Origin of the sequence: uncultured Flavobacterium sp. (assembly GCF_963925185.1) — a bacterium.
Taxonomy (GTDB): Bacteria; Bacteroidota; Bacteroidia; order Flavobacteriales; family Flavobacteriaceae; genus Flavobacterium.
Genome location: NZ_CAWURC010000006.1, coordinates 1 through 22,891 on the forward strand (window position 1 = coordinate 1; position 22,891 = coordinate 22,891).

The 22,891-nt window shown below is 33.3% G+C and carries 22 protein-coding genes and 1 pseudogene; 16 read left to right on the forward strand and 7 right to left on the reverse strand.

All coding sequences use genetic code 11. From position 1 onward, the window contains the following. Nucleotides 1–230 (forward strand): hypothetical protein (locus AABM59_RS01550; RefSeq protein ID WP_338407228.1); only part of this gene is annotated, 230 nt, incomplete at its 5' end. A gap of 427 nt (nucleotides 231–657) precedes the next feature. On the opposite strand, the gene AABM59_RS01555 is transcribed toward AABM59_RS01550, so the two are convergent. From AABM59_RS01555 to AABM59_RS01575, 5 genes are all read right to left on the reverse strand, one after another. After that, nucleotides 658–1,032, reverse strand: coding sequence for a DUF4258 domain-containing protein (locus AABM59_RS01555; protein WP_338407229.1), 375 nt, complete (start codon nucleotides 1,030–1,032; stop codon nucleotides 658–660). Nucleotides 1,033–1,068: 36 nt separating this feature from the next. Continuing rightward, nucleotides 1,069–2,262, reverse strand: coding sequence for an alanine dehydrogenase (locus AABM59_RS01560; protein ID WP_338407230.1), 1,194 nt, complete (start codon nucleotides 2,260–2,262; stop codon nucleotides 1,069–1,071). A 106-nt stretch (nucleotides 2,263–2,368) separates the two neighbouring features. Then, nucleotides 2,369–2,839, reverse strand: a complete 471-nt coding sequence (locus AABM59_RS01565; RefSeq protein WP_338407231.1) for a GNAT family N-acetyltransferase — start codon at nucleotides 2,837–2,839, stop codon at nucleotides 2,369–2,371. Nucleotides 2,840–2,845: 6 nt separating this feature from the next. After that, entirely contained in the window at nucleotides 2,846–3,253 is a 408-nt protein-coding gene (gene tsaE / locus AABM59_RS01570; protein ID WP_338407232.1) for a tRNA (adenosine(37)-N6)-threonylcarbamoyltransferase complex ATPase subunit type 1 TsaE, read from the reverse strand. Between the two features lie 213 nt (nucleotides 3,254–3,466). Continuing rightward, on the reverse strand, nucleotides 3,467–5,020 hold the full coding sequence (locus tag AABM59_RS01575; protein ID WP_338407233.1) for a bifunctional response regulator/alkaline phosphatase family protein: 1,554 nt from the start codon (nucleotides 5,018–5,020) through the stop codon (nucleotides 3,467–3,469). 138 nt (nucleotides 5,021–5,158) lie between these two features. Here AABM59_RS01575 and AABM59_RS01580 point away from each other — a divergent pair, with 138 nt between their 5' ends. The 9 genes from AABM59_RS01580 to AABM59_RS01620 all read left to right on the forward strand — a co-directional run bounded on the left by AABM59_RS01580 (nucleotide 5,159) and on the right by AABM59_RS01620 (nucleotide 13,096). After that, nucleotides 5,159–6,388, forward strand: a complete 1,230-nt coding sequence (locus tag AABM59_RS01580) for an HD domain-containing protein (protein WP_338407234.1) — start codon at nucleotides 5,159–5,161, stop codon at nucleotides 6,386–6,388. A 39-nt stretch (nucleotides 6,389–6,427) separates the two neighbouring features. After that, nucleotides 6,428–7,471 (forward strand): UDP-3-O-(3-hydroxymyristoyl)glucosamine N-acyltransferase, encoded by a 1,044-nt coding sequence (gene lpxD, locus AABM59_RS01585; protein WP_338407235.1) that lies wholly within the window; start codon nucleotides 6,428–6,430, stop codon nucleotides 7,469–7,471. Then, nucleotides 7,464–8,852, forward strand: a complete 1,389-nt coding sequence (locus AABM59_RS01590; RefSeq protein ID WP_338407236.1) for a bifunctional UDP-3-O-[3-hydroxymyristoyl] N-acetylglucosamine deacetylase/3-hydroxyacyl-ACP dehydratase — start codon at nucleotides 7,464–7,466, stop codon at nucleotides 8,850–8,852. The genes lpxD and AABM59_RS01590 overlap by 8 nt, the downstream gene beginning before the upstream one ends. Nucleotides 8,853–8,925: 73 nt before the next feature. Next, nucleotides 8,926–9,711 carry an acyl-ACP--UDP-N-acetylglucosamine O-acyltransferase gene (lpxA, locus tag AABM59_RS01595; protein WP_338407237.1) on the forward strand — a complete coding sequence of 262 codons (786 nt, stop codon included), beginning with the start codon at nucleotides 8,926–8,928 and terminating at the stop codon, nucleotides 9,709–9,711. 41 nt (nucleotides 9,712–9,752) lie between these two features. After that, nucleotides 9,753–10,319: an elongation factor P gene (efp, locus tag AABM59_RS01600; protein ID WP_338407238.1), complete on the forward strand. Its 567-nt coding sequence runs from the start codon at nucleotides 9,753–9,755 to the stop codon at nucleotides 10,317–10,319. A gap of 27 nt (nucleotides 10,320–10,346) precedes the next feature. After that, nucleotides 10,347–11,282 carry a UDP-3-O-(3-hydroxymyristoyl)glucosamine N-acyltransferase gene (locus tag AABM59_RS01605; protein WP_338407239.1) on the forward strand — a complete coding sequence of 312 codons (936 nt, stop codon included), beginning with the start codon at nucleotides 10,347–10,349 and terminating at the stop codon, nucleotides 11,280–11,282. Next, nucleotides 11,279–11,644 carry a nuclear transport factor 2 family protein gene (locus AABM59_RS01610; protein ID WP_338407240.1) on the forward strand — a complete coding sequence of 122 codons (366 nt, stop codon included), beginning with the start codon at nucleotides 11,279–11,281 and terminating at the stop codon, nucleotides 11,642–11,644. Before AABM59_RS01605 ends, AABM59_RS01610 begins: the two co-directional genes overlap by 4 nt. Before the next feature lie 75 nt (nucleotides 11,645–11,719). Continuing rightward, on the forward strand, nucleotides 11,720–12,592 hold the full coding sequence (gene sucD / locus AABM59_RS01615) for a succinate--CoA ligase subunit alpha (RefSeq protein WP_338407241.1): 873 nt from the start codon (nucleotides 11,720–11,722) through the stop codon (nucleotides 12,590–12,592). Nucleotides 12,593–12,667: 75 nt separating this feature from the next. Continuing rightward, nucleotides 12,668–13,096, forward strand: coding sequence for a hypothetical protein (locus tag AABM59_RS01620; protein WP_338407242.1), 429 nt, complete (start codon nucleotides 12,668–12,670; stop codon nucleotides 13,094–13,096). Between the two features lie 56 nt (nucleotides 13,097–13,152). Here the strand turns inward: AABM59_RS01620 and AABM59_RS01625 are convergent, their stop codons facing one another. Beyond that, complete coding sequence (locus tag AABM59_RS01625) at nucleotides 13,153–14,322, reverse strand: cytochrome c peroxidase (protein ID WP_338407243.1); 1,170 nt, start codon at nucleotides 14,320–14,322, stop codon at nucleotides 13,153–13,155. A gap of 304 nt (nucleotides 14,323–14,626) precedes the next feature. Here AABM59_RS01625 and fabG point away from each other — a divergent pair, with 304 nt between their 5' ends. The 3 genes and pseudogenes from fabG to AABM59_RS01640 all read left to right on the forward strand — a co-directional run bounded on the left by fabG (nucleotide 14,627) and on the right by AABM59_RS01640 (nucleotide 18,477). Further along, entirely contained in the window at nucleotides 14,627–15,373 is a 747-nt protein-coding gene (gene fabG, locus AABM59_RS01630) for a 3-oxoacyl-[acyl-carrier-protein] reductase (protein ID WP_338407244.1), read from the forward strand. A 70-nt stretch (nucleotides 15,374–15,443) separates the two neighbouring features. Continuing rightward, nucleotides 15,444–17,471, forward strand: coding sequence for a hypothetical protein (locus AABM59_RS01635; RefSeq protein WP_338407245.1), 2,028 nt, complete (start codon nucleotides 15,444–15,446; stop codon nucleotides 17,469–17,471). 46 nt (nucleotides 17,472–17,517) lie between these two features. Beyond that, a pseudogene (locus AABM59_RS01640) lies at nucleotides 17,518–18,477 on the forward strand (putative sulfate exporter family transporter). A gap of 12 nt (nucleotides 18,478–18,489) precedes the next feature. Here AABM59_RS01640 and AABM59_RS01645 read toward each other — a convergent pair. Further along, the gene (locus AABM59_RS01645) at nucleotides 18,490–18,774 is read right to left on the reverse strand and encodes a DUF1275 family protein (protein WP_338407246.1); all 285 of its coding nucleotides are present in this window, start codon (nucleotides 18,772–18,774) and stop codon (nucleotides 18,490–18,492) included. On the opposite strand from AABM59_RS01645, the gene AABM59_RS01650 reads away from it, so the two are divergent. From AABM59_RS01650 to rpsA, 3 genes are all read left to right on the forward strand, one after another. Next, nucleotides 18,724–19,035, forward strand: a complete 312-nt coding sequence (locus AABM59_RS01650; RefSeq protein ID WP_338407247.1) for a DUF3570 domain-containing protein — start codon at nucleotides 18,724–18,726, stop codon at nucleotides 19,033–19,035. The two genes, AABM59_RS01645 and AABM59_RS01650, sit on opposite strands and share 51 nt — an antisense overlap. Nucleotides 19,036–19,201: 166 nt before the next feature. After that, entirely contained in the window at nucleotides 19,202–20,455 is a 1,254-nt protein-coding gene (locus tag AABM59_RS01655; RefSeq protein ID WP_338407248.1) for a nucleoside permease, read from the forward strand. Between the two features lie 501 nt (nucleotides 20,456–20,956). Further along, nucleotides 20,957–22,726 (forward strand): 30S ribosomal protein S1, encoded by a 1,770-nt coding sequence (rpsA, locus tag AABM59_RS01660; RefSeq protein WP_338407249.1) that lies wholly within the window; start codon nucleotides 20,957–20,959, stop codon nucleotides 22,724–22,726. The last annotated feature ends 165 nt before the right edge of the window (nucleotides 22,727–22,891 follow it).

Genomic DNA, 22,891 nt, shown 5'->3' on the forward strand with positions numbered 1-22,891 from the left:
ATAAAAGTGAACGAAAAATTATAAGTTTTGTAAATAACCATAACCTTCCAATATCTTCTTTAAAACGAGAACGTTTGTGGAAGAAAATCGAGAATGACTTTGAAGTAATCCATCAAGATGTTTATGAACAACAAACCATAAAACATTTCAATTTTTTGGCCTGGATTGAAAGTAAAATCACTAGAAATCATTTATCAAAAATTTTGATAAACTATGATAAACTATTATAAAAAGAGAGCAAGTTTAAAATACCTTGTAGTTTTTTGGATGATACTTTTGATTTTTAATAGCCGCAATTAATTAAATTCATAAAAAGCTCCTGCATTTTTTACTCCGTAATCTTTAAAAACTGCAAGGTCTAACTGTAAATCGCCAACAAAAATTGTACTGATATACATTCAAATGTAAAAGAAATTTACGGCATTTTTTCAACAAAACTTTCTAAAAATTCTAATACTTGATTCGAGAATAAGTCTATAGGGTTCACAAGTAGTACCCATGACCTTAAATTCATTTTTAAGGTCATTTTTTTGACTTATATCGAACCTATAACCATCATAAAATCAATTGATTGATTCGATTTTAAATCTATATCGCCCATAAAAAAAACTCCTCATTTATTTGAAGAGTTTTTTTTATGTCAATTTAGTTTCGATATTATTTTTTAATGATATCATCCAAAACTGCTTTTTCAGGATAATTGATCACTTTGAGTATGATTTCTTGGTTTTTCAAAGTTTTCCCTTCGATAACATATATTTTACCAGCTCCAACGTTTATATTACTATTGTCAAAATCTACATCTCCAAATTGCAGGGTATTTTTTATGTCGGAGGTATCTATCCATTTTTCATTCAAAATTTGTGAGGCTTTATCGGAATAATGAAAAGGTTTATTTCTTAAATCGTTCAAAACCCTGGCGTTTGGAAAATAATTACAACGGGTGTCTTTTCCGCTAAAAACAGCAGCAACAAAGAACGAACCCATTATTAATCCTATTAGGTAATAGGCAAAACGGTGTGCAAATTTCATATATTAAATTTTTTGCAAAGGTAAAATAAAGTTTATTTAAAACACGATTAAATTAATATCGTTATTAGGCAGGTCAAACCAGTCTCCAATGGCTCTATTGGTAAGGATTCCGTGGTATACATACACACCATTTCTTAGTCCATTATCCCGACGAATGGCACTTTCAATTCCTCCATCTTCGGCTATTTGTAATAAAAAAGGGGTTATTATATTACTTAATGACAGGGATGCCGTTTTTGAATATCTTGAAGGAATATTTGGAACACAATAATGCAAAACACCGTTCTTAACAAATGTTGGCTTTTCGTGTGTTGTAAGTTCTGAAGTTTCAAAACAGCCACCAGTATCAATGCTTACATCAACAATTACGGCTGCTTTTTTCATGTGTTCGACCATAGTTTCTGTAACAATAACAGGACAGCGTTCTTTGCCACGCATGGCACCAATGGCTACATCGCATCTTCTTAATGCCTTCAATAAAGATTTGGGTTGAATAGTTGACGTAAAAATTCGTTGGTTCAAATTGTTTTGTAATCGACGTAATTTTCTAATTGAATTATCGAAAACTTTTACGTTAGCCCCTAAACCAATAGCGGTTTTTGCGGCAAATTCGCCAACAGTTCCAGCTCCAAGAATTACGACTTCAGTAGGCGGTACTCCGGTTATGTTACCCAATAATAGTCCCTTTCCATACTCGTTTGTGGTCATTAATTCCGCAGCAATCAATATTGAAGCAATTCCTGCTATTTCGCTCAAAGCTTTTACAGCGGGATAAGAGCCATCTTCATCTTTTATATATTCGAAAGCTAATGCGGTAATTTTCTTTTTGGATAAAGCCGAGAAATAGGCTTTTTTTCTAGTTTTTAATTGAATAGCCGATATAACAATGGCTTCGGGATTAATCATTTCGATCTCTAACAAACTAGGTGGTTCCACTTTTAAAATCATAGGACAACTAAAAACTTTTTTGGTATCCTTGGTAATTTCGGCACCAGCATTAGTATATTCTTTATCTGAATAGTTAGAATTTTCTCCTGCCCCGGCCTCTATCATTACACGATTCCCCTGATAAATCAACGAATTTACGGCGTCGGGAGTGAGGCAAATTCGGCGCTCTTGGCAACTATTTTCTTTTGGGATACCTATGAAAAGTTCGCTTTTATACCTAGCTATTTCAAGTTTTTCTTCTTGAGGTAATAGTTGTTGTTTTGTGAATGGAGTTATTGCCATTGGTTCGATAAAATTAGTGGTACAATTTACTGAATAAAATTAGAATTTTTTATACAAAGAATAATTAATTTAGTTTTCACTTGCATTTAAATGCTGAGAAATTTAACTAAATAATTCGTTCCATTTTAATGTCTGCTCTTTCGTAAACGCCATCTTCTAGAGGAACTTCTACAAAGTCAAATTTCTTATACAAATAAATAGCAGGCAGCAATCTTCTGTTCGAGTACAAAAGAAGTTTTTTTATTCCTTTTTGTTTGGCAATTTCTATACAATGTAACATAAGTTTGTTGCCTATTCCTAGGCCTTGCACGTTGTTAGTTACTGCCATTTTGCTTAGTTCAAAAGTGGTTTCATCTATTTTTAATAAGGATACAGTACCTACAATTTTAGTATTGTATTTAGCAAAGAATATCATTCCACCTTTGTTGATGATTTCGCCTTGTGGATCTGAAAGTATCCTATCGTCTTTAGCTTCGACTTTGAAATATTTTTTCAACCATTCAAGATTCAGATTTTTAATTTCTTCCTTCAAATCTGTCGAAAAGGGGATGATTATTACCGTTTTATCTATATTCATAAGGCTTTAAATTAATTTTAAAGAGCGTTTGCCATCAGGTAATATAGCAATTGAAATTTCTGAATGCAATTCAGGAATGAGGTTTTTAATTTTTTCGGCCCATTCTATAAAACACCAATTGTCAGAATATAAATATTCATCGGCTCCCATATCAAGAGCTTCCAGTTCATTTTTTATTCTATAATAATCAAAATGATAAACTATTTGATTATTAGTGGTTTGATACTCATTAACTAAAGAATAAGTAGGACTACTTGTTGTCTCTTTTACCCCAAGTTGTTTCGCCAAAGCTTTTATCAAAGTAGTTTTTCCAACACCCATTTCTCCGTGAAAAAGGATGACTTTATTTGGGTTTTGTTCCAAAATTTTCTTGGCAACAGTATTAATTTCGTCTAGTGAAAAAGTAATTTCCATACTTTGTATTTTGTTTTTCTAAACGCATAGAAACATAGTTTTTTATTAATTAAAATAAAGACGTTTCACTTTTTCATAGTTACTCATAGCTTTGCGCAACCAAGAATTGGTCTATCCCATTCTTTTTCCTATGATTCTATGCGTTTAATTTTTTTTAATATTATTAATTTATGCTAATTAGTTTTTTTAAAACCGACAACCAACAACCAACAACTATTTCGGATTAAATATCAAAAACGGAATAATCATTTCTTCCAATGAAATTCCGCCGTGTTGATAGGTATTTTTATAATAACTCACATAATGATTGTAGTTATTTACGTATGCCAAAAATAAATCGTTTTTTGCAAAAATATATGAACTGCTCATATTAATTGTTGGTAACCCCACATTTTTAGGATCTTTCACAGCGTAAACATCTTTATTTTCATAAGATAAACTTCGTCCTGTTTTATAACGTAAATTAAGGCTCGTGTTTTTATCACCAATAACTTTAGAAGGATTTTTTACGTTTATGGTTCCGTGATCTGTTGTCAAAATTAATTTGAAACCCAATTTTTGTGCCTGTTGGATGATTTCTAAAAGCGGTGAATTTTTAAACCAACTCAAAGTCAACGATCGATAAGCCTTATCATCAGAAGCCAATTCTTTCACCACATCCATTTCTGTTTTGGCGTGTGAAAGCATATCTACAAAATTATAAACAACTGTAACTAAATCATTATTTTTCAGTGTTTTAAAATTATCAACTAGTCTTTTTCCGGCAGCCAAATTGGTGATTTTAAAATAATCCTGTTTGATATTCAGTCCCAATCGTTTTAATTGAGCAGTCAAAAACTCGGCTTCATATAAGTTTTTTCCACCTTCTTCAGGATCATTTTTCCAGTATTGTGGAAACTGCTTTTCCATTTCAAGTGGTGTCAAACCAGAGAAAATTGCGTTTCTTGCATATTGCGTAGCCGTCGGGAGAATGGCGTAATACGGTACTTCTTTTTCTAATTTATAATGATTGTTCACCACATTTTCAAAAACTTTCCATTGGTCGTAACGCAAATTATCAATGACCACAAATAAAATCGGTTTGTCTTTTTTAGTGATTTCAGGAACTACTAATTCTCTAAAAAGCGTGTGCGATTGAATCGGTTTATCCGCTTTTGGCGTGAACCAATCTTCATAATTGCGCTCTATAAATTTTCCGAATTGCGAATTTGCCTCCGCTTTTTGAGATTCTAAGATCTGAATCATCCCGTGATCGCTTATATCCTCTAATTCTAATTCCCAAAAGATTAGTTTTTTATACAGTTCAATCCAATCTTCATAGGAGTTGACTATTGCCATTTCCATCGAAATTTTTCGAAATTCTTTCTGGTAATCCAAAGTCGTTTTTTGCGAAATCAATCTCGAATGATCTAAATTTTTCTTTAAACTTAATAAAATCTGGTTTGGATTAACTGGTTTTATCAAATAATCGGCTATTTTTGAGCCAATTGCTTCTTCCATAATATATTCTTCCTCACTTTTGGTAATCATAATCATTGGGATAGAAGATTTTTTTTCCTTCATTTCTGACAAGGTTTCTAATCCACTCATTCCGGGCATATTTTCATCTAGAAAAACGACATCAAAATTATTTTCTTCAAAAATGTCTATTGCATCACGCCCGTTATTACAAGTGGTAACGCTATAGTTTTTCTTTTCCAGAAATAAAATATGAGGTTTTAAATAGTCAATTTCGTCATCGACCCAAAGTATTTTTATCTTATCCATAATGTTGTAAAAAGTATTCAAAAGTAATAAATCAATACGGCAATTTACTTTTAATATAAACGGAAGATGCTAATATTATTATAATTTAATTATTTTTTTTAATTTTCTTATATTTGTTCCTCAAAACAAATCAACATAGTGAGCGAAATCAACAAGCTAAAAATATTTAATGATCCCATTTACGGTTTTATTATTATCCCAAACGCCTTAATTTACGATTTAATACAGCATCCTTATTTTCAGAGATTGCGACGTATTTCCCAAATGGGATTGTCGTATTTAGTTTATCCAGGTGCGAATCACACTCGTTTTCATCACGCTCTGGGCTGTATGCACATTATGCAAAAAGCAGTCGAAACATTACGTTTTAAAGGGGTTTCTATTTCTAAAGAGGAAGAAAACGCTTTGTATATTGCCATTTTGTTACACGATATTGGTCACGGTCCGTTCTCACACGCTATGGAAAAAAGCATTGTAGAAGATGTGCATCACGAAGCCATTTCGTTGTTGTTTATGAACCAATTGAATATGGAATTTAATGGGCAATTGAGTTTGGCAATTCAGATTTTCAAAGGTGATTATCACCGGAAATTTATGATGCAATTGATTTCGAGCCAACTTGATATGGATCGAATGGATTACCTGAAACGCGACAGTTTTTATTCGGGTGTGGCAGAAGGAAATGTTAATTCGGAACGGTTAATTCAAATGATGAACGTCGTAGATGATATCTTAGTTATTGAAGAAAAAGGAATCTATTCGGTTGAGAAATTCTTGATGTCGAGACGATTGATGTATTGGCAGGCTTATTTGCACAAAACAAGTTTGGTCGCTGAATTAATTCTAACAAAAGTCTTGAAACGAGCCAAAGAACTGACACAAAAAGGATTTATTTTACCTTGTAGTGAGCCATTAATGTTCTTTATGCAAAACAAAATTACCTTTGAAAATTTCGACGGAGAAAACCTAGATTTATTTTCTCAATTAGATGATTTTGATATCATTAGTGCCTTAAAATCTTGGCAAAAGCAGGACGATTTTATACTTTCATCCTTAAGTAAAATGATAATTAACAGGGATTTATTAAAAATAAAAATTAGTGAAGAAAAAGTTCCAACGGCAGAATTACAAGTCCTCAAAGAGCTTTTTGCTTTGGAAAGCAATATAACTTTAGCGGAAACTGATTATTTCATTTTTAAGGGAAAAATTAAAAATCAAGCCTATAGCAAAGAAGCAGAACCCATACGAATTTTGAAAAAAGACCGTTCCATTGAAGACGTTGTTGAAGCATCTGATCAGTTAAATTTAAGATCTTTGTCAAAATTGGTGACAAAATATTATATGTGTTTCCCAAAACAACTTGTATAAAAACATCATTTAAACTCTATTTTTTATATTTTTGTCGGGATGAAATTTACAGCAGAGCAAATAGCGGGAATTTTGGAAGGCGAAGTTTTTGGTAATCCTAAAGCCGAAGTACATAAATTGTCCAAGATTGAAGAAGGTTCTGAGGGATCACTTACATTTTTGGCAAACCCCAAATACTTGCCTTATATTTACACTACTCAGGCTACTATAACTATTGTGAATAATACTTTTATACCCGATAGTGATTTAACTACTACCCTAATAAAAGTGAAGGATGCCTATTTGTCTTTCTCTAAATTACTTGAATTTTACGATCAGGCTAAAGGAAATAAAATTGGAATTGAACAACCTTCATTTGTTCATGAAAATGTAAATTATGGCTCCAATTTATATTTGGGAAGTTTTAGTTATATTTCAGAAAATGTGGTTTTAGGCAACAATGTTAAGATTTATCCAAATTCTTTTATTGGAGATAATGTTGTCATTGGAAATAATGTTTCAATTTTTGCTGGAACAAAAATCCATTCAGAAACGGTAATTGGAGATAATTGCAACATATATTCTGGTGCTGTTATTGGAGCTGATGGTTTTGGTTTTGCACCAAATCTTGATGGAACATTCTCCAAAATCCCTCAAATAGGGAATGTTATTATTGAAGATAACGTAGATATTGGGGCGAATACCACGATTGATAAAGCCACTATGGGTTCCACTATTATAAGGAAAGGAGTAAAGCTTGATAATCAAATCCAGATAGGTCATAATGTAGAGATTGGGGAGAATACCGTAATTGCTGCCCAAACAGGAATTGCAGGTTCCACAAAAATTGGTAAAAACGGAATGATTGGAGGTCAAGTAGGAATTGCGGGGCATTTATCGATAGGGAATAATGTTAGGATTCAGGCACAATCAGGAGTGGGTAGAGACATTAAAGACAATGAAATTTTACAAGGAAGCCCAACATTTGGATACAATGATTTTAGTAAATCGTATGTTCATTTCAAAAATTTACCAAGAATTGTTCTTGAATTGGAAGAATTAAAAAAACAAATTTTAAATCAAAAAAATCAAAAAAATGGTTAAACAGAAAACCATCAAAACGGAAATTTCACTCACAGGAGTTGGATTACACACAGGTAAAATTGTAAAAATAACTTTCAAACCTGCTCCAATAAATAACGGTTATACCTTTGTTCGAAAAGATCTAGAAGGACAACCGGTTATTGAAGCTGATGCAAATTACGTAGTAAACACACAAAGAGGTACCAATTTAGAAAAATTAGGAGTCAAAATTCAAACACCAGAGCACGTTTTGGCAGCCATGGTTGGTTGTGATTTAGACAATATAATTATCGAATTAGATGCTTCGGAACTTCCAATAATGGATGGTTCTTCAAAATATTTTGTAAAAGCAATCGAAGAAGCCGGAATTAAAGAACAGGAAGCTGAAAGAAAGGTTTATGTTGTAAAGGAAGTTATTTCGTATATGGATGACGAAACTGGTAGCGAAATATTAGTCATGCCTTGTGATGATTATCAAGTGACTACGATGGTAGATTTTGGGACGAAAGTACTGGGTACTCAAAACGCTACTTTAAAAAATATTTCCGATTTTAAAACTGAAATTGCCGATTCGAGAACCTTTAGTTTTTTGCATGAACTCGAATCACTTTTAGACGAAGGTTTAATTAAAGGAGGCGATTTGAATAATGCGATTGTTTATGTTGACAAGGAAATTTCCGAGAAAACTATGAATAATCTGAAAGTTGCTTTTGGTAAAGAAAAAATATCTGTTAAACCAAACGGTATTTTAGACAACTTAACATTGCATTACCCAAACGAGGCTGCAAGGCATAAACTTCTTGATGTAGTAGGAGATTTAGCTTTAATTGGAATTAGGATTCAAGGGAAAGTAATTGCGAATAAACCAGGCCATTTTGTAAACACTCAGTTTGCTAAAAAACTGGCGAAAATCATAAAAATTGAACAACGAAATCATGTTCCCGTTTATGATTTGAACCAAGAACCCTTAATGGATATTCATAAAATAATGGCAGTACTTCCGCACAGACCCCCTTTTTTATTTATTGATAGGATTTTAGAAATGTCTGAAAGTTATATTGTGGGAATGAAAAATGTTACTATGAATGAAAGTTTTTTTGTAGGTCATTTTCCAGGAGCTCCTGTAATGCCAGGTGTTATTATTGTTGAAGCAATGGCGCAAACTGGCGGAATATTAGTATTGAGCACTGTTCCTGATCCAGAAAATTATCTGACTTATTTCATGAAAATTGACAATGTAAAATTCAAACATAAAGTACTTCCAGGGGATACTCTGACTTTTAAATGTGAATTAATCACTCCTATTAGAAGAGGAATATGCCACATGCAAGCAAATGCTTACGCCAATGGCAAACTCGTAGCTGAAGCTGAATTGATGGCTCAAATAGCACGAAAACAATAAATTTTTTGTTGAGATTAGGTTAATCGTCTATTCGATTAATCGAATAAACATTTAAACGATTAAACAAAAGAATATGAATCAACCTTTAGCATATGTTCATCCGGGTGCAAAAATCGCTAAAAATGTGGTTATTGAACCTTTTACTACTATTCATAATAATGTTATTATCGGTGATGGAACATGGATAGGTTCAAATGTAACCATAATGGAAGGTGCAAGAATCGGAAAAAATTGTAATATTTTCCCTGGTGCAGTTATCTCGGCAATTCCTCAAGATTTAAAATTTGGGGGCGAAGATTCATTGGCAATAATTGGAGACAACTGTACTATTAGAGAATGTGTAACCATCAACCGAGGAACAATTGCTTCTGGACAAACAACACTTGGAAAAAATTGTTTGGTTATGGCAACAGCTCATATTGCTCATGATTGCCACATTGGAGATAATGCTATTATAGTTAATGGAGTAGCTCTTGCAGGCCACGTTACCGTTGGTAAATATGCAATTATTGGGGGTTTGGCAGCAATACATCAATTTATACATGTTGGGGATCATGCAATGGTTTCCGGTGGTTCATTGGTTCGAAAAGATGTGCCTCCGTTTACAAAAGCCGCAAAAGAACCCTTGTCATATGTTGGGATTAATTCTGTTGGGTTAAGAAGACGAGGATTTACCACAGAAAAAATAAGAGAAATTCAAGAAATATATAGAATTCTTTACCAAAAAAATTATAATGTCTCCCAAGCTATAGGAATTATCGAAGCAGAAATGGAAGCAACTCCAGAACGCGACGAGATTCTAGATTTTATCAGAAATTCATCAAGAGGAGTCATGAAGGGGTATACTGGAAATTATTAATTTCAACACATTTTTAAAAATAAACTTTAAATAAAATTAGAATGGCATCAACATCAGATATTAAAAACGGATTGTGCATAAAATATAACAATGACATTTATAAAATCATTGAATTTCTTCACGTTAAACCTGGAAAAGGCCCTGCTTTTGTTCGTACAAAATTAAGAAGTTTGACCAATGGAAAAGTATTAGACAATACCTTTTCGGCAGGACATAAAATTGAAGAAGTGAGAGTTGAAAATCACAAATTCCAATACTTATATCCAGAAGGCGATGATTTTCATTTTATGAACGTGGAAACTTTTGAACAAATTTCCTTAAATAAAAACATTTTAGATTCACCAGATTTATTAAAAGAAGGCGAAAGCGTAATGGTGAGCATCAACACAGAAACTGATTTACCTCTTTCGGTTGATATGCCAGCATCAGTAGTTCTTGAAGTCACTTATGCGGAGCCTGGAATTAAAGGAAATACCGCTACTAACGCTACAAAATCTGCTACAGTCGAAACTGGTGCAACAGTAAATGTACCTTTGTTTATTAACGAAGGGGACAAAATAAAGATTGATACCGCTTCTGGAAATTATATGGAAAGAGTTAAGGAATAAGACCCTAGTCCCAAGGGGATATATATTATGAAATTCAACAAAAATCATACATTACAAGAAATTGCAACCATTATCAACTGTGAATTTGTTGGTAATCCCAATTTTTTGGTTTCTGGAATGAACGAAATCCACGTTGTAGAATCTGGTGATATTGTTTTTGTAGATCATCCAAAATATTATGACAAAGCATTAAATTCGACGGCAACTACTATTTTAATTAATAAAAATGTGGATTGTCCAGAAGGAAAAGCATTGTTGATTTCTGATGATCCGTTTCGTGATTTTAATAAATTGACAAATCATTTTAAACCGTTTCAATTTTCTAATGTAGCAATTTCGGCTTCTGCCAAAGTAGGAGATGGAACACTAATTCAACCCAATTCCTTCATTGGAAATCACGTTGTAATTGGAAAAAATTGCTTAATTCATTCTAATGTTTCTATTTATGACCATACTATAATTGGTGATAATGTAATCATTCATGCTGGAACAATTCTTGGAGGAGATGCTTTTTACTATAAAAAACGAGAAGAAGGCTACGACCAATTGATTTCTGGAGGAAGAGTTGTTATTGAAAATAATGTTGGAATAGGAGCACTTTGTACTATTGATAAAGGAGTTACAGGCGACACGACCATTGGAGAAGGAACAAAAATTGACAATCAAGTTCATGTAGGGCACGACACAGTTATTGGAAAAAAATGCTTGATTGCTTCCCAAACAGGAATTGCAGGATGTGTAATAATTAAGGATGAAGTAACGATTTGGGGACAAGTGGGAACCACAAGCGGAATAACAATAGGAGAGAAGGCAGTAATTTTGGGACAAACCGGAGTTACAAAATCGGTTGAAGGTGGCAAAACTTATTTTGGCACACCAATCGAAGAATCTAGGGAAAAATTGAAGCAACTAGCTAACATCAAAAAATTACCAGAAATACTCCACAAATTAAAAGAGCTATGATGAAACCAAAAGATATTGTTCTCGAATTATATAAATCGGATGTTCTCCTAGATACGAATTCTGTTCGCGAGATAATTCATCCCGAAGTTCTCATTGATTGGAATAGTAGCAAAGGTTTTATTCAAATGAATTATGATGATCTTTTATCACTTACAAATGAATTAGCCAAAGCTTATATTCGCTCTAAAATTAGGATTAGTCATATTATTCAGGAAGGTAATCTGGTTTCTTTACGTTATTCCCATTTTGTAAAAACGATTGAAAATCCTCGTGAAGAAATGCTAATAGGTAATTTTTTCGTGATCTGGGAAGTAAAAAATGGGAAATTATTCAGAGGCTATCAAATGAGTAATTTTTCTTAATTATATTTTTCGAATATCACCTACAAAACCTTACTTTTGCAACATAATTAAAAAAACTACAAAAATAAATATAATATGAGTGTCTTAGTTAATAAAGATTCCAAAATAATTGTTCAAGGATTTACAGGAAGTGAAGGAACGTTTCACGCTTCTCAAATGATTGAATACGGGACAAATGTTGTAGGTGGAGTTACTCCTGGAAAAGGGGGAACTACTCATTTAGACCGCCCAGTTTTCAACACCGTTAAAGATGCCGTAGATCAAGTAGGGGCTGATACTACTATTATATTTGTTCCACCAGCTTTTGCTGCCGATGCAATTATGGAAGCTGCTGATGCAGGTATAAAAGTGATTATCGCGATTACTGAGGGAATCCCAGTGGCTGATATGATCAAGGCCAATAATTACATAAAAAGCAGAGATTGTAGATTAGTAGGTCCTAACTGCCCTGGTGTAATTACTCCAGGTGAAGCAAAAGTAGGTATTATGCCAGGTTTTGTATTCAAAAAAGGAACCGTTGGGATCGTTTCTAAATCAGGAACTTTAACCTATGAAGCTGCTGACCAAGTGGTAAAACAAGGTTTAGGAATTACAACAGCTATTGGTATTGGTGGCGATCCAATTATTGGGACTACTACAAAAGAAGCTATCGAATTATTTATGAATGATCCAGAAACGGAATGTATCGTTATGATTGGTGAAATTGGCGGTCAACTAGAAGCTGATGCAGCAAAATGGATTAAAGCCGATGGGAACCGTAAACCAGTAATTGGATTTATTGCTGGCGAAACTGCTCCAAAAGGAAGAACAATGGGTCACGCAGGTGCCATTGTTGGTGGTGATGATGATACCGCCGAAGCCAAAAAACGCATTATGAGAGAGTGTGGAATCCACGTTGTAGATTCTCCTGCCGAAATTGGAAAAAAAGTAAAAGAAGTTTTAGGATAATATAGAACACAAGATAAAATATAATACCTCACGGTTTTCGTGGGGTATTTTATTTAAATAATTATAGAAAGTAAAATGTATAAAGAATTAAAAAAGTTCAAAGTCAAAAATCAGTTTAGTTATACAACTGATGATAGTTTAGAAGTAGTTTGTAACGCAACCGAAACCGGAAGCGGAATTTTCCTCGTCTATGCTGTGGATGGAGAAGAAAAAGAATTGATTATGGTAGGTTCTACCGGAACGATTCAAAATGACGGTACACTAAAAAGCAAAAATGGTGGCTTACATGACAAAATTGTAAACGGACATCAATTTGCCAAAACAGGAAGGAAATATTCTTGGCCAGCCCAAATGAAACTAGAAAATATTTCAAGATTGGAAGTGTATTGGTATGAAACCTTCAACGAGAAAAATAAAGTAATTCCAACGTTCTTAGAAGGACAAATTTTACAAAATTGCTTCGATGAGAATGGAAAATTGCCAAGATGGAATGTGGCATTTTAAGACAGCTCATTCTAAATAAAATTTTAAGCTCCACAATCTGTGGAGCTTTTTTTTGTTTAAAAAGGACTAGACCACTTTAGATCAACATAAACATTAGTTCCTGATAATGTGTTTATAAATGCAATTAGAGCATTTACTTCGGGAGCAGTTAGATTCAATTGTTGTCCAAAACCATTTGGAGTTAGTCTTGCATCAAGATTTGTATTTCCAGGTGCAAGATTAATTTTGCCATAATGTCCAATTACAGTTTGAAGCGTTGTAAGGTTTCCGGTGTGCATCATTGGTCCATTTGTTGTCCCATCCTTCTTTACTAAATTTCTTAGAGATGGAGCTCTTGTATTTGTAATATCAATTCCTGGCCCATTCAAAACCCCTATGATTCCGTTGTTTTTTGTGTTGGGGTCAATATCAAATTCGGGAGCGGCGTGACAAGCTGCGCAACCAACCCCGCCAGCAGTTCTATTTCCGGTAGCATCAAAAACGGGAGGTGTAAGAAATAGATTTTTACCTTGATTTTCTTGGGCTGTAAAATTAGCAAAGGATTGATTTTCATTTGTAACCAAAGCTCTTCCTGCATCGTATTTTGAATCGAATGATTGAATGCTTCTTACAAATTGAGCCAAAGCTAATTGTATTTTATTTTCAGTGATTCCCTCAGAACCAAAAGCATATTTGAATAGTTCTTTGTAATAGCTGGTATTTTGCAGTTTGGTAATTAAGGCTAAAATGTTTTGATCACCACTTGTTCCGCTAAAACCCATTTCGATATGATTTTGAATGGGTTGTGTGGTTTGAAATTCTAAAGTGGCGGCTCTTTCGTCCCAAAAGAATTTGTTTTCTATCGAAAATCTTGAATTTGCCAAACGCATAGAATGTCTTGTAGTTTTCCCATTTACACCATCACTTGCAATTTCAGTATCTCCAAAAGCATTGGCTTGAATATGACAAGAAGAACAAGAAATGGTATTGTTCGAAGATAAATTAGTATCATAAAATAAAACTCTACCTAGTGTAGCTGCTTTATCCGTAATTGGATTTCCAGTCGTATTGTCTTTAGTGATATAGGCTGGTTTTATTTGGTTTGCATAATTGCTTGGATTATTCAAATCTATTTTTCCTGCAAATTTTGACGTTACATTTGGATATAAATCCTTTGCAGTGGAATCATTGTTATTACTGCAAGAGGACATAATTAAAAATAAAAACAGTAAAAAAATGGAAGACATGTTTTTCATATAAAAATTACATTTTAAAAAATAGTGTTTTTTTATTATTTGTTATTTGTGAAAAGATAACGAATAGTAAGATTAATTATTTCATATTAGGTTTAATTGAATATGGAATCTTTTTTCAAACCCGTAATTATTGTTATATTTGGCGAGTGTTAACTAGCCCAGATTACTTCACTTAACTTTTATTTAAATAGGAGTTCAGTGAATTTGATTTGCAGTGGAAATTCCACACTTTTTAGCGTGGGTTGAAACGGATAGCAGTATTAGCTACAAATAAAAATCAAATTAATTATAGAATATGAAATTACTCGAAGGAAAAGTGGCCATTATCACTGGCGCAAGTCGCGGAATTGGAAGAGGAATAGCAGAGGTTTTTGCTAAAAACGGTGCAAATGTTGCGTTCACCTATAGCTCATCTGTTGAATCTGCTTTGGCATTGGAAAACGAATTGAACGAAATGGGCATAAAAGCCAGGGGATACCAATCGAATGCCGCCGATTTTAACGAAGCACAAGCCTTAGTTGACGCTGTTTTAGCTGAATTTGGAACTGTTGATATTTTGATAAACAACGCCGGAATTACCAAGGATAATCTATTAATGAGAATGTCTGAAGAAGATTTTGACAAAGTTATTGATGTTAACTTGAAATCAGTTTTTAATATGACCAAGGCGATTCAAAGAACTTTCTTGAAACAACGCGCGGGTTCTATTATCAATATGAGCAGCGTGGTAGGAGTGAAGGGGAATGCGGGTCAAACTAATTACGCAGCTTCGAAAGCAGGAGTTATTGGTTTCACAAAATCAGTTGCATTGGAATTGGGTTCTCGAAATATTCGTTGCAACGCAATTGCACCTGGATTTATTGAAACCGAAATGACAGCAAAATTAAGCGATGAAGTGGTTCAAGAATGGAGAGACGGAATCCCGTTGAAACGTGGCGGAACTACCGAAGATGTTGCTAATGCCTGTCTTTTCCTGGCTTCGGATATGAGTGCTTATGTAACCGGACAAGTGTTAAATGTTTGCGGAGGTATGCTTACCTAAGAAAGTTGCAGTTTTTAGTTTGCAGTCAGCAGCTGAATACTTAACTCCGATTAATGAACACTAAATTAATATGACAACAAACACGATTCTATTTCTTCTACTTTCTCTAGTTATAGCAAGTGGTTTGTCATTTTTTCAATATTATTACAAGGCCAAAACCAAGTCGAAAGTGAATTTGGTTTTGGGTTTTTTACGTTTTATATCCATTTTTGGGATTTTGTTGTTGTTGATAAATCCAATAATTTCCAGAAGTACTTTCGAAGTCGTGAAAACACCTTTGCCGATAATTGTCGATAATTCGAGTTCCATTGTTGATTTGAAAGTCAATGAAATGGTTTTGGAATTATATAAAAAACTGTCTCAAAATAAAGAGCTTCAAGAGAAGTTTGATGTGCAATCTTTTCGATTTGACAGTGAGTTTCAATCCTCTTCAAGCTTTGATTTCAAGGGAAGTCAGACCAACATCGACGAAGCTGCCAAAAACCTGAAAAGCATTTACAAAAACATGGTTTTCCCCGCTGTTTTTATTACTGACGGTAATCAAACTTCGGGCAATGATTACGTATATTCTTTTGATGCAAATAACACCGTTTTTCCTTTGGTGGTAGGGGATACAACTACATTTTTGGATTTAAAGATCAATCAATTGAACGTCAATAAATATGCATTCCTCAAAAATAAATTTCCAGTCGAAGTATTTTTACAGTATTCAGGAAACAAAAATGTGACTGCTGATTTTAGTATTTCGCAAGGAAATTCGGTTTTGAGTAAGCAAAGCGTTTCTTTTTCTCCATCTAAAAAATCATTGATAATAAATGTGTTGCTTCCAGTTGATAAAGTCGGATTACAAGTCTTTAAAGCAACAATTTTTTCCAAAGAAAAAGAAAAAAACACCTATAATAACATCAAGAATTTTGCGGTTGAAATTATGGATCAAAAGACGAATGTGGGGATTATTTCGGCAATAAATCATCCTGATATTGGAGCATTGAAGCGCGCCATTGAGTCTAATGTACAACGAAAAGTAACTATATTTAAGCCAAACAAAATCAAATCATTACAAGATTTTAATATTCTATTGTTATACCAACCAACGGCTGAATTTAAATCAGTTTTTGAAAACAAAAAATTGATAGGAATTAATACATTGATAATCACGGGAACGAACACTGATTTCAATTTTTTAAACCAACAACAAACGAATTTGGTTTTTAAAATGAGTGGTCAAAAAGAAGATTATTTAGCCGAATTTAATTCGCAGTTTAATCTTTTTGCGATTGATAATTTGGGTTTCGAAAATTTTCCACCCTTGCAAAATGCTTTTGGAATGGTAACGATAAATGGTAACGTTTCAACTTTGCTCTCGTCGAAAATCAGAAACATTGAAACCAATTCGCCCTTGTTGGCTTTCACCGAAAATCAAGGCAAACGTTCTGCTTTTCTTTTGGGCGAAAATAGTTGGAAATGGAGATTACAAAGCCATATAGACAATCAATCGTTCGAAAAATTTGATGTTTTACTTGATAAAATTATCCAATATTTGGCTTCCAATAATTCTAAAAAATCATTGGTGGTCAACCACGAAAATTTTTATAATTCAGGAGAATCGATAGAGATATCGGCTCAATATTTCAATAAAAATTACGAATTCGACGAAAAATCGCGTTTGACAATTTCGGTGACCAATGCTAAAACAAAAAAAGTCAAAAACTACGATTTGCTAAAGAGAAATAATTATTTTAAAGTGAATCTTGACGGACTTTTGGCAGGAACTTATAATTTTTCTGTTAAGGAATTGAATTCTAATACTGCTTATAACAGTCATTTTGGAATTTTAGATTTTGATATTGAAAAGCAATTTTTAAGTCCGGATGTTGTAAAATTAAACCAATTGGCATCACAAACCCAAGGAAAGGTTTATTATCCCAACCAGGTAGATGGGTTGATAAAATCCCTTTTGGAAAATGACAATTACAAAGCCGTCCAGAAAGCAATTATCACCAAAACTCCTTTGATAGACTGGGTTTGGTTACTAGTTATCATTGCAATTTCTCTTTCTTCAGAATGGTTTATCAGGAAATATAATGGAATGTTATAATACCTCCATTTGAAATATAAAATATTTAAATAATAACAATAAAATAATGGGTAATACCTCTTTTACTATTTTTTTAAAAAAAAACAGCACTTTTCAAAAAGTTGTATTTGTATTATTGTTGCTTGTATGTGCTTTTAATTCTATTTCACCCCCTACAGCTTTGTTATTGGGATTAGTGGTTGCAAATCTTTCAGGACACCCCTTTTTACCATTTAATCATATTGCTATTCGGTATCTACTTCAAATATCGGTGGTTGGATTGGGTTTTGGTATGAATGTTAATAATGCTTTGTCCATTGGTTCTACTAGTTTTTTTTTAACAATTATTTCCATAGTTACGACCATATTTTTGGGGATTTTATTAGATAAGTAGTTAGCAATAGAAAGAAAAACATCCCACCTTATTGCCTGTGGTACGGCAATTTGCGGAGGTAGCGCGATTGCAGCAATTGCCCCTATTATCAAATCTGACGAAAATCAAACTTCGGTAGCCTTAGGAGTAATTCTCATATTAAACTCAATAGCGCTATTTTTATTTCCGGCAATTGGGCATTGGCTCCATTTAACGCAGCAAGAGTTTGGTTTATGGTGTGCCATAGCCATTCACGACACGAGCTCGGTAGTGGGAGCGGCTAATAAATATGGAACAGAAGCATTACAAATTGCCACAACTGTAAAATTAGCAAGAGCATTATGGATAATACCTGTAGCGCTGATAACAACCTTTGTATTTAAAACCAAATCGAGTAAAATCAAAATTCCTTATTTTATTGGATTATTTATTTTAGCGATGCTTTTGAATACCTATATTCCACAAGTCTCGATGATTTCTACAAGCATTGTATTTTTTGCCAAAGTAGGACTTACTGTTACTTTATTTTTAATAGGTTCAGGACTTAATTTCAACACTTTACAATCAGTTGGTCTTAAGCCTTTATTTCATGGATTTTTGCTTTGGATTTTTATTGGAGTAGCATCGTTAACCGCCATTATATTTTTTAATTAACTGTTTTGAAGATCAATGCCGAAGTGCTTTTCTTTTAATAACGTGGAATTTAAGCCACAAATAATCATACCATTGCGCAATCAAAAGGAAAAAAGCCGCAACAAAAAGTGTTTTTATTTTGAGATAATGGTACATAAAACCCCCTGAAAAACAACCTATAAAAAAGAAGGTTATTATAGATAATCGCAAATAAATACGGGTTTTCAGTTTTTTTTGTTTCTTCGGGTTTTTTGTGAAAACATTCCTGTGGGAACCTATTATTGCAACTATTGTGATGATTGGGGAATAACTTCGCACATCGCAAGTATCAAATTACTCTTAAAATTAGCTAAAATATTCACTGTTTATCTAATGTATTGTTACTATATTCAAACGGCCTCCAACTATTTTGCTCCTTACGAAAAACATCTTTCAACAGAACAATATTATACGCCTGATTATGATTTTTCGGCTTTTAGTGCCAATCAATATGGGTTTGGATTTAATCATTATCAAAGGACTGACGGCTTGAGTGCCAATATTGGAACCTTGGGAGTTATTTTACTTCCGATTAAATAAATTTCTAAAAAACAAAACCTACATTTTATTATAAAAAAGCAGCGACTTAATTCCGTTGCAGTTTTTTTTTTGAAATATTTTCTGTTTTATATGGATTATCTTAATTTATTATTAGATTTACCCATTAGATAATAAATATCTAAATATAATTTAAAGTTTGATCATTATGAATATTAAGAATCGTTTGATATTAATGAGTTTTCTTCAATTTTTTGTTTGGGGAGCTTGGTTAATTACTATTGCAAATTTCTGGTTTGGAACTAAAAGCTGGGACGGAACACAATTTGGCTTAGTTTTCGGTACAATGGGAGTTGCCTCTTTATTTATGCCAACTTTATCGGGAATCATTGCCGACAGATGGATAAATGCTGAAAAACTATATGGAATTCTACATATTTTATATGCCGTTGTCTTGTTTTGTTTGCCGCAAGTTGCAACTCCAACAAATTTTATTTATGTAATGCTATTGGCAATGTGTTTTTATATGCCAACAATTGCTTTGAGTAATTCTATTTCGTTTACAGCGCTAAAATTAAATAATAAAAATATTATTAAAGATTATCCACCCATTCGAGTATGGGGCACTGTAGGTTTTATTGTTGCTATGTGGATTACAAATTTAACAGGCAATAAAGCTACTGCTTATCAATTTTATATTGCTGGAATAGCGGCACTAATTTTGGGTATTTATGCTTTTACCTTACCAAAATGTAAGCCGCAACAATTAACAAAAGAAAATGCCTCGTTAGTAGAAACGCTAGGTTTAGAATCCTTCAAACTCTTTGCTAATTATAAAATGGCGTTATTCTTTATTTTCTCTATGTTTTTAGGAGGTGCTTTGCAACTTACGAATGCATATGGTGATGTTTTTTTAGATGAATTTAAAAACGTTCCAGAATATGCAAATTCATTTGTTGTAAAATATTCTACAATTATAATGTCTATTTCTCAAATTTCTGAAACCCTTTTTATCTTGGCTATTCCTTTTTTCTTGAAACGATTTGGAATCAAGCAAGTGATGTTGATTTCAATGTTTGCATGGGTTTTACGCTTTGGTTTGTTTGCTTTTGGTAATCCAACTGATGGTTTATGGATGATAATCATGTCGTGTATTGTTTACGGAATGGCATTTGATTTCTTTAATATTTCAGGTTCTTTATTTGTAGAAACTAATACAGATTCTAAAAATCGTTCTTCGGCACAAGGCTTATTTATGATGATGACAAATGGAGTAGGAGCTATATTAGGAAGTTTTACTTCTGGTTGGGCAATAGATAAATTCTTTACTCACGAAGGTGTTAGAGATTGGCATAATATATGGCTTTCTTTTGCAGCTTATGCTTTTGTAATAGCGATTGCTTTTGCTCTAATGTTTAAACACAAACACAATCCTAATGATGTTGAAAATATAGGTCATTAGAAAATCTTTTTATATTTCAAACCCGACAGTTTTTTTAAAATTGTCGGGTTTTTTTGTGGCTTATATTAGCGGGGCTGGAGTTAGGAGACTTTGCACAGTGGGTTTTTACTTGTAATTAGGGACGCGGATTATAAATCTGAGTTATCGGGATAATTTGTAAAAATTATCTTTGCTAAAGTATCGAACTTTTGCAAAGGTATTTCAAAAACTTAAAACATTCTAACTAGCCCTGATTGCAGAGGAAATCTCACGCTTTTGGGCTTAGATTGCAACGAAAAACGGGACCAAAACTTATTAAAACACAAAAATGTTCTGCTCCTAAAAATCAATTGATTATCTGTTTGAAAATATTTTGCAGATAAATAAAAAAGAATTACTTTTGCACACCTTTTGGTGAATAAGAGTTTCCTTTAGGTATTAAATAATTATACAAACAACTTCTGTTGTTTTCTATCACGTTATGAAACTCGAGAAAATGCAGAATACAAATTTTTAATCAGCATGTCTGAACAATTAAAATCACAAGAAGAGTTTTTAGCAAATTTTAACTGGCACAATTTCGAAGAAGGTATTGATGCTGTTGATGAAAAAAACTTATTAGAATTCGAAGAACTAGTTTCAAAAACTTTCATCGCTACAGATCAAGAAGAAGTAGTTGAGGGTACTGTTGTTAGAATTACAGATAGAGACGTTATCGTTGATATCAACGCAAAATCGGAAGGTGTTATTTCTTTAAACGAATTCCGTTACAATCCAGCATTAAAAGTAGGCGACAAAGTAGAAGTATTAATTGATATCCGTGAGGATAAAACAGGTCAATTAGTATTGTCTCACCGTAAAGCACGTACTATTAAATCTTGGGATAGAGTTATTTCGGCTAACGAAACAGGAGAAATCGTTAATGGTTTTGTAAAATGCAGAACTAAAGGTGGTATGATCGTTGACGTTTTCGGAATTGAAGCTTTCCTTCCAGGATCTCAAATTGATGTTAAACCAATTAGAGATTACGATGTATATGTAAATAAAATGATGGAATTCAAGGTTGTGAAAATTAACCACGAATTCAAAAACGTTGTTGTATCTCACAAAGCGCTTATTGAAGCGGATATTGAAGTACAGAAAAAAGAAATCATTGGAAAATTACAAAAAGGACAAGTATTAGAAGGTGTTGTTAAAAACATTACTTCTTATGGTGTCTTTATTGATCTTGGTGGTGTTGATGGATTAATCCACATTACTGACCTTTCTTGGTCTAGAATTAATCACCCATCTGAAGTTCTTGAATTAGACCAAGTTCTTAACGTGGTAATCCTTGATTTTGATGACGAGAAAACAAGAATTCAATTAGGATTGAAACAATTGAACGCTCACCCTTGGGATGCTTTAAAAGCCGACTTGAAAATTGGTGATACTGTAAAAGGTAAAGTAGTTGTAATCGCTGATTACGGTGCTTTTATCGAAGTTGCTGAAGGTGTTGAAGGTTTGATCCACGTTTCTGAAATGTCTTGGTCAACACATTTACGTTCTGCTCAAGATTTCGTGAAAGTTGGCGATATTGTTGAGGCTCAAGTCTTAACATTGGACAGAGATGACCGCAAAATGTCAATGGGTATCAAACAATTGACACAAGATCCTTGGACTGATATCACAGCTAAATATCCTGTAGGTTCTAAACATTCAGGTATCGTTAGAAACTTTACAAACTTTGGAATTTTCGTAGAATTGGAAGAAGGTATTGACGGATTGATTTATATCTCAGACCTTTCTTGGACTAAGAAAATCAAACACCCATCTGAATTTGTAAATGTTGGTGAAAAACTGGATGTAGTTGTATTAGAATTAGATGTTGAAGGACGTAAATTATCTTTAGGTCATAAACAAACTACTGCTAATCCTTGGGATCAATACGAAGCTTCTTTCGCTGTGGGAACTATCCACACAGGTGAAATAGCCGAGATTGTTGATAAAGGAGCTACTGTAGAATTTGGCGAAGACATCGTAGCTTTCATTCCTACACGTCATCTTGAAAAAGAAGACGGAAAGAAATTGAAAAAAGGCGAATCTGCTGATTTCAAAGTAATCGAATTCAACAAAGAATTCAAAAGAGTAGTTGCCTCTCACACTGCTATCTTCCGTGAAGAAGAAGAAAAAGCGCTTAAAGCGGTTGCTGAAGCAGCTTCTACAAGTGCACCAGCTGCAACTTTAGGAGATGCCAATGATATTCTTGCTGGTTTGAAAGCCAAAATGGAAAAAAACGAGAAAAAGAAATAATCTAATTTCTTGATTTTGAATATAGAAAGCTCCACAGAAATGTGGAGTTTTTTTTGTTCATTGTGAGCTAACAGAAGTTGAGTATGACAATCGAAATTTATTTCAACTCAATTCTGCATTTATAGCTATTAAAAAAAAGATTGATTCGTCTTTTCTCTTCGAAAT